Annotated in this window: 5 protein-coding genes and 2 pseudogenes; 3 read left to right on the top strand and 4 right to left on the bottom strand. The window is 66.2% G+C overall.

All coding sequences use genetic code 11. From position 1 onward, the window contains the following. Nucleotides 1-114: 114 nt before the first annotated feature. Nucleotides 115-1,124, bottom strand: a pseudogene (locus ACZ7RU_RS09195) (IS5 family transposase). A gap of 137 nt (nucleotides 1,125-1,261) precedes the next feature. Here ACZ7RU_RS09195 and ACZ7RU_RS09190 point away from each other — a divergent pair. Next, nucleotides 1,262-2,527 carry an IS701 family transposase gene (locus ACZ7RU_RS09190; RefSeq protein WP_470340214.1) on the top strand — a complete coding sequence of 422 codons (1,266 nt, stop codon included), beginning with the start codon at nucleotides 1,262-1,264 and terminating at the stop codon, nucleotides 2,525-2,527. A 161-nt stretch (nucleotides 2,528-2,688) separates the two neighbouring features. Here the strand turns inward: ACZ7RU_RS09190 and ACZ7RU_RS09185 are convergent, their stop codons facing one another. Then, nucleotides 2,689-3,144, bottom strand: coding sequence for a hypothetical protein (locus ACZ7RU_RS09185; RefSeq protein WP_401113769.1), 456 nt, complete (start codon nucleotides 3,142-3,144; stop codon nucleotides 2,689-2,691). Between the two features lie 147 nt (nucleotides 3,145-3,291). Between ACZ7RU_RS09185 and ACZ7RU_RS09180 the strand changes: the two genes are divergently transcribed. Together ACZ7RU_RS09180 and ACZ7RU_RS09175 are read left to right on the top strand one after the other, a co-directional pair. Continuing rightward, nucleotides 3,292-3,828 (top strand): helix-turn-helix domain-containing protein, encoded by a 537-nt coding sequence (locus ACZ7RU_RS09180; RefSeq protein WP_470340237.1) that lies wholly within the window; start codon nucleotides 3,292-3,294, stop codon nucleotides 3,826-3,828. A 300-nt stretch (nucleotides 3,829-4,128) separates the two neighbouring features. Further along, nucleotides 4,129-4,503 (top strand): annotated as a pseudogene (locus ACZ7RU_RS09175) (transposase); the annotation flags it as partial. A 170-nt stretch (nucleotides 4,504-4,673) separates the two neighbouring features. On the opposite strand, the gene ACZ7RU_RS09170 reads toward ACZ7RU_RS09175, so the two are convergent. Continuing rightward, the gene (locus tag ACZ7RU_RS09170) at nucleotides 4,674-5,624 is read right to left on the bottom strand and encodes a hypothetical protein (protein WP_470340213.1); all 951 of its coding nucleotides are present in this window, start codon (nucleotides 5,622-5,624) and stop codon (nucleotides 4,674-4,676) included. Between the two features lie 414 nt (nucleotides 5,625-6,038). Beyond that, nucleotides 6,039-7,328, bottom strand: a complete 1,290-nt coding sequence (locus tag ACZ7RU_RS09165) for a ParB N-terminal domain-containing protein (RefSeq protein WP_470340212.1) — start codon at nucleotides 7,326-7,328, stop codon at nucleotides 6,039-6,041. Nucleotides 7,329-7,454: the final 126 nt, after the last annotated feature.

Here is a 7,454-nt window from a genome sequence, read left to right as displayed (position 1 = left end):
AGCTACCTCGCCGGCCTCCACCTCCGCGCCTCGATGATCTGGATCGACGACCTCCTGCGGACGACCGACTGATCACAACCTCACACAGGCCCTAGGAGCTGTTCGAGGTTCGGATCATGTGGTTGAGGTCAGGGACTTCAACCACATGATCGATCCGCGAAGGTGCAGGCCTGCCGTGTTGCTTTCCGGGCTCTTGTCGTACCGGGTCGCCAGGCCGCGCCAGGTCTTGATCTTCTGGAAGCATCGTTCGACGTGGTTGCGCCGTTTGTAGCGCTCGGGATCGAAGGTGACCGGCCGGCCGCCGGCGGAGCCCTTCCGTTTCCGGTTCGCCGCCTGGTCCGCCTTCTCCGGGATCACCGAGGTGATCCCGCGTCTGCGCAGGTAGGCGCGGTTTGCCTTCGAGGAGTAGGCCCTGTCGGCGGCCACCGCGTCAGGGCGGGTGCGCGGCCGACCGACCGGGCCGCGCACCCGGACGTTGTCGAGCACGGTTTGGAACTGCTGGCAGTCCGCCGCCTGGCCCGGAGTCAGGACGAACACCAGTGGCAGGCCTGCGGAGTCGGCAGCGGCATGGACCTTGCTGCTCAGTCCGCCTCGGGACCGGCCGAGTTCGGCCTTCTCGGCCCGGGCCTTGCGTCGACGGCGTGCCTGGGCACGAACCTGGCCGGGGTCGGAGGTGTCGTCCGGTCCCGCTGCCTCATCACCCTCAGCACGGCCTTCTGCCGTGGCAGTGGAACCCCCTTTTCCTCGGTCAGGGCCTGCTCAAGCGCGTCCAAGGTCTCCCCGGCGACCGCCAGTCCGGACGACTCGTGATGGGCCCGAACGATGGTCGAGTCGACGCTGACCAGTTCCAGCCCGACCTTCCCCCGCGAGGCGGCCTCCGCGATCAACGCCTCCATCAAGGCCTGGAAGAAGCCGGAGGCCACCCAGCTGCGGAACCGGGAGTAGACCGTCGTCCAGGAACCGTAGCGCTCGGGGATGTCCCGCCAGCCGCTGCCGGTGCGAAACCGCCACAGGACCCCGTTGAACTGGTCCCGGACCCGCCGCGGCAAGGGACCGGTGGCAGCCACCGGCACATGCGGTTCGATCAAGGCCCACTCGGCATCCGTCACGTCAAAACGCGCCACGACCCCGAGTTCTACCAGAGGCACCGGCCCACCTTCGAGCCATACCAAGATCCGAACCTTGAACAGCCCCTAGTAGGACTTGGTCAGGTATCTGCGGGGGTGGCGTGTCCTGCTGGAGCTCTGCGCGTTGATCGTGTGTGACACCTGGGGAGTTGGATCAGGTCCGGGAGGATCTGGTGGCGTTCACGGCGGAGATGTTCGAGGCGTTCACGCACACCGATCAGCACCGCTGGGGGCAGGCGTACGTGCGCGGGCTGCTGCTGGACGGGCGGCGCAAGTCGGTGGAGCCGATGGCGGCCCGGCTGGGCGGGGACGGCAACCGGCAGGCTCTGGCCCACTTCGTGACCTCCAGCCCGTGGAACCGGGCTCATGTGCGGGCGCGGCTCGCGTGGCGGATGCAGGAGGAGATCGATCCGACCGTGCTGGTCGTGGACGACACCGGGTTCCTCAAGGACGGTGACGCCTCCGCCTGCGTATCGCGGCAGTACACCGGAACCGCGGGCAAGGTCACCAACTGCCAGGTGGGAGTGTCGGTGCACCTGGCCCGCGACCACGCCTCCGTGCCGGTAAACTGGCGCCTGTTCCTGCCCAAATCCTGGGACCCGGTCTCGGATCTGGCGGACCCGGTCAGGGTCGCCCGACGGGAACGCTGCGGCATCCCCGCCGACATTGGCCACGTCGAGAAGTGGCAGCTCGCACTCGACATGATCGACGAGACCAGATCCTGGGGAGTGGACGTCCCCCTTGTCCTGGCCGACGCCGGCTACGGCGACAGCGCCGCGTTCCGGCTCGGCCTGAAGCAGCGAGGCCTGCGCTACGTGGTCGGGACCTCCAGCACGCCGACCGCCCATCCCGCCGGCGCCCGCCCGGTCACGCCTCCTTACAGCGGTACCGGGCGGCCGCCGGTGGCCAAGTACCCCGACCCGGCCCGCTCGGTCAAAGCCCTGGTCATCGAGGCCGGCCGGAGTGCGGCCCGGCCAGTGCAGTGGCGCGAAGGGTCCCGCCCCGGTACCGGACGCACCGGTTACAAGCGGATGTACTCGCGTTTCGTGGCCCTGCGGATCCGTCCGGCCGGACGGGAGATCCGCGACGCCACCCAGGGTGTGGAACTCGCCGAGTGCTGGGTGCTGGCCGAATGGCCCGCCAACGAATCCGAACCGGTCCAGTTCTGGCTCTCCGACCTGCCCACCGATACCCCGCTGACCACCCTGGTCCGGATGGCCAAACTGCGCTGGCGCATCGAACACGACTACCGCGAGATGAAGCAGGCCCTGGGTCTGGCCCACTTCGAGGGCCGCACTTTCAACGGCTGGCACCACCACGTCACCCTGGTCTCCCTCGCCCATGCCTTCTGCACCCTGCGCAGACTGGCCACCGCCCCCAAAGACGCGGCGCCGGCCTGAGTCTCTACCAAGTCGTCCGCGAGCTGCAGTTACTCCTCGCCACCTGGGCCGGCGCCTGCCCCACCTGTCACCGCGATATCACCGGACACAGTCGAACACCGGGGTCGCGGCCAGCGTTCGGGCGACTTCGGATATCCGACACAGGCCCCTGGAAACGGGTCCTACTGACTCCACGGATGCAGGGCACTCCAGGTGCCGCCTGCTGCCGCGAAGACGAGTTCCGATCCCTCAAAGACTTCCTCGGAACTCGCGGGCCGTGGGCCGTCAAAACGCTCGGCGCAAAGATCCACCTGCAACAGTCCATCGAAGTGCGTGAATAGCGGTGACTCGTAGAGCACCCAGCTGAACCCGACGCTCTCGTCGATGCGAAACCGCCGGACATCCACGAGATCCAGGCACACGGGCTCCCAGCGCAGCTCATCACTGACAACCCTGGCATCGATCACAAGCCTGACGACCCGTCCTCGTGCTGCCCGGGGACCGTATTCCTGATCAAGGATAACGCGCCGGAGACAGGAGTCACCGAACTCATAACGCGCCAGCAGGGACGCGATTCCGTCCTCGTCCAACGGATACGGCCCAAGCTTTCGCCCCGGAACTGGCGTGGTGAGCTCCACTGTCCTCCCTCATCGGTGCTGCAAGCCTAGGAGAGAGCCCGTACTCCAGCCTCATTGGGCCTCGAAGCGTCCCTCGTCTCGCATGTGGCGTGATCGAGACGGCTCGGGACACGCCACCATTCTGTCGACCTGACCAAGCCCTACTAACTGGCGGACGTTGGTTACACATGGGTCTCCGACCACGACGGAGATCTGCCATGCTCCCCTTCGCCGCCACAGCAGCAGGACCGCCAGACCCGGCGACGTCTCGCGGTCCTGCGACACACCGAGAAAGTCTCCGGGAACGTCTCGCTGACCTGCCGGTACTACGGGATCACCGGCCACTGTTTCTACAGGTGGCAGCGACGCCACCAGGAGGAGGGCATTGAGGGCCTGCGCGACCGCTTCAATGCACCGCACCACAGCCCAAACGCCACCGACGCCGACATCGTGAACAAGATCGTCTACCTGCGGCAGAACTACCACTTCGGCCCGATGAAGATCCAGATGTACCTCAAGCAGTACCACTACATCGACATCTGCCCGAGCAGCAGCTTGGCGACAAGGCCGCGAACGCGGTCCGCATTCTGGCCTTGGTCGCCGGCAGGACGTCGAGCCCGCCGACGACCCGGACGGCCGCGACGGACGCTGGCACATCACGCGTGGCACCATGTCGGACCGCATCGTCTGCACGGTCGACCCTGAAGCCCGACACGTCGACCAGAACCGTACCCGGTAGCAGGACGGCGACAAGGCCCACCTCGCCGTCGAAACCCGAGACGGGCCTGTTCACCGCTGTCACCCTCGCCCCGGGCAGTCGGCCGCGAGCACTGTGAAGCCGCCGTTGCACTGGACCTGCTCGCCGATGAGAGCAAGCCGGTGGGCGTGTTCGGCGACACTTCTACTCCACCGGACTGACCCGCCGGGCTCTGCGGGAGTTATGGCATCGACTGTTTCTCAAGCCCGTACCGCTGACGACCGCTGTGGTCAGCGAGTTCAGCCTTGATGACTCCGCTATCGGCACCACCAGCGGCACGGCGGCTTGCCCTTGCCGGGCACACCGTCCCGCAGTCCGTACCATCCGGACGGTACTTGCAGCGCAAGGCGGTCTTCATCGACCAGTGCATCGGCTGCCCGCTACGCGGGCAATACAGCCGGGCCAAGGTCAGCGGATCGTCACCGTCTGTCCCGACCACGGACCTCATGGCCGCGGCCCGCCGGGCCGCGAGCGACCCGAGCTGGCAACGCGCCTACCGCCGCTGGCGCCCATCGGTCGAATGCGCCATCGCCTGGCCCGTCGCCCACGGAAACCGGCGACTACGACATGTCGGCACCATCCCGAACGTCGCCTGGTTCCACCCTCGCACCGCCGCCCTCAACCTACGGACCCTGATCAACCTCAGGCCCACTCCCACTCAGGCCCACTCCCAACGGCGCCACCTGGCAAATCGGGGCTGTCGCCTGACGGCGGCAGCCCCGATCACACCAAGATCTTCATTCTGGAACCCAAGTCCGTCGCGGTCGGCCCGGACCTCTGGTGGTGGCCGTACTCAGCCGGTGCCGCTGCCCTTGAGCCATGTGTCACTGACGTCGAGCGTCTGCGGAACGACCTCCGGGTACCGGTCTGCGAGGTACTCCTGCTCGATCTCCTCGCCGGTTCGCCGATCCATGACTGTCTTCACGCCACCCATCTTCATCTTCTTTAGGGTGCCGATGGACTCGCCCGTGACGAGAGCGTTGAAGGCCTTGATGGCTTGGGCCGACTGCTGCACGCTGTCCCGGCTGATGACGCCGCGGTTCACGTTGATCATGGTGTTCGTGTAGAGGGCCCGGGGATCCTTGCCGACGAACTCTTGACTGGCCTCGCCGATGCCGTCGAAGAACTTGTTCGCGACGTGCTCCGGCCACTCCTCAGTGATGATCTTGTAGGCGACGACCAGCCCGGTGGCGCTGGCGTGACACTGCTTGCCCTTCCCTACCATGCGGATGATCAGGTCCTCCTCGATCGGCCACGTGAGTACCAGTTTCTGCAGCTTTTCCGCGGTCAGCCGGCCAGTGGTCCAGCGGGTCCAGTGGAGCTGCGCGCTGCGGTTGTCGAGGACCTTCAGGGCGGCCGCGTATACGTTGGAATTGGCCTGCTTCATCTCGGTGATCTGCGCGACGAAGTCCCCCGCGGTGCGGATGCGGCCGCCGTCGATGGCGGCGAATGTGTCCGGGTTGAGGTTGTACGTCACCTGGGCGGTCACCGTGGCACCGGTCTCGATGATCGCGGCGGCACGATGCTGCCCATCGATCAGGCAGCCGTGCCAGTCGAGCGCGAACCCCTGGTGCGTGGTGCGGTACTGGCCGCTACGCAGGATGTTCTTGAATTTGTCCACATTGGACCGCTTCAGGGGAACGCGGTTGCACGTCCTCTTGTTCATCCAGCTGCTGCACTTGTCGGGAGTCACTTCGGTGATCTCGGTGTAGACGGGTGGGCTGGTGCGGATTTCATCGGTCATGGTGCTATTTCCTTCTCGGAGCATGGCGAAGAGATGCGTGACTCGAAGGTATTCGGTGGGCCGTTCGTCTAGCTTTTCTCGGGGCGAGGCTAGAGGTAGATGTCGTGAGGCAGTGCCTGAAGTCGACTATTGCGAAGAGGCGATTAGCCTCACATAGTTTGCTGTCGTAAATTATGCAAACTCTGATCGAATTTGATCGTATATGGGTGCTCATTCTGGAATAGGCAGGAACCATAACGGGCGGACGCCCGCGGGCAGTACCTTCGGGTGGGTGTTCCGCGCCGAGGGATCGACGGCCGCCGTCGGCAAGGGCCCAGGCCAGACATCGGTGGAGCCGGTCTCGGCGGGTGGACGCTACCTGGGCACCTCCGGCCCTCAATGCGAGTCGCTCGAGGGCCGGGGTGGCAAGCCGCGCTAGTTCGTGGTCGGGACGACCGCCGATTGGACAGAGCCGCGGACTTGCCGGTACCGAGGTGAAGCCGGATCCTCCAGCGCGGCAGCCGTCTTCGAGCCGCTGTCCTTGACGCCACCGGCAAGCGAGAGCGTCGGCAGGCCGGTGCGTGCGTCAGTCGTCGCCTTGCCCACGATGCCGTCCCAGATCCTGGGGTCGCGTGCCCACTTGACCTCCGACAGCAGCTCGATCAGCGCCTCGGGACTGCGCCGAGGCTCGGGGCTCCATGGCATCGACCGGTACGTAACGGCACCGAGAGCGGCGAGCATGGCGGGGGCGGCGATGACCGTCTCCGTCCGGCGTGCGAAGTGGTGGGCGAAGGATCCGAAAATCAGCTCGACTGCCGCTCCGATGTGCTGATTGGCGAGCTCAGGGGTGCACCCTTCGGGCAGGGCGGAGATGGGACCGCTGGTCTTGTCGAAGCCTGGCCGGCCGAAGATCGCCGTCACCACGAACGCGCGGAACGAGGACAGCGTCATCCACTCAGTGTCCATGGTCTTCAGCTGACGGGGGCGCGCAGAGACCACCCGGCTGAGCGAGGTCTCATGGCCTCCGGCCGAAGCCGGAAGAAGTACACTCTCCAGCAGCGCGAAGGTGATGTCGGTGGCGAGGTTGCTGGAGTCCGAGGCGAGCGCCACGTTCTTATTGGGGATGACTCCGAGAAGGTTGCGGTCGTGGAAGATCTGGCGGGCACCGCGCAGGCTGATTTGGTGGTAGATCTCCACGCTGACCAGCCGCTGAGACACTTGCCCCTTGGTTAGTCCGTAGGCCGCTGGTTCCTCCTGGAGCAGGATGTGCGCAAGGTGCTGAGTCTCGGCGTCCACCAGGACGCCGGTGGCATCGAACGGCATGTAGGCCAGTAGGTCGTCCCCGAATGGGGTCCTGAAGCGGACGATGTCCATGTCGCCCGGCAGCCAGAGAGCGAACGGGGGCGTGGCCCAGCGCTCGCCGCGGGAGCCGCGCAGGCCCTCGGCGATGTATCGGGCGTAGTCCTTGGCGTTGGCCTTCTTCCTCGTCCCCTGGATAGTCCGCTGGATCTCGTTGCGCAGCTCGGCCTGCTCTCGCTGCGCGGCGGAGAGGTACTGCCTCATCCGGGGCATCTCGGCCTGGCGCGGGTCGGGCACGATGCCATGCAGCTGACCCCACGGCATGATTGCCAAGTAGCGCTGATCAGAGACCTGTTGGAGCCGCATGGGCCGCCCGCGGGTGAGGTCCACCTGGGCGACGTACTCGGGCTCGCGCGGGTCGGTCATTGGGTGCCTCTCGGATCGGCTCGGATGCTGGGCGCGCACCAGATCGAGGCCGGAGTCCGGAGGGCCTGTGCGCTGGCCTGAACTCTAGGTCGGCCATGGGTGTTTGGTCCGTGAGAATCGCCAATC

The organism is Kitasatospora sp. NPDC114501 (genome assembly GCF_055633695.1).
The sequence above is the reverse complement of the archived record's forward strand: the minus strand, read 5'-3'. Positions and strand labels throughout refer to the sequence as shown.

Excerpts from the sequence above, each read along its gene's own strand:
- ACZ7RU_RS09170 (WP_470340213.1), bottom strand. The coding sequence starts at position 5,624 with ATGACCGATGAAATCCGCACCAGCCCACCCGTCTACACCGAGATCACC.
- ACZ7RU_RS09165 (WP_470340212.1), bottom strand. The coding sequence starts at position 7,328 with ATGACCGACCCGCGCGAGCCCGAGTACGTCGCCCAGGTGGACCTCACC.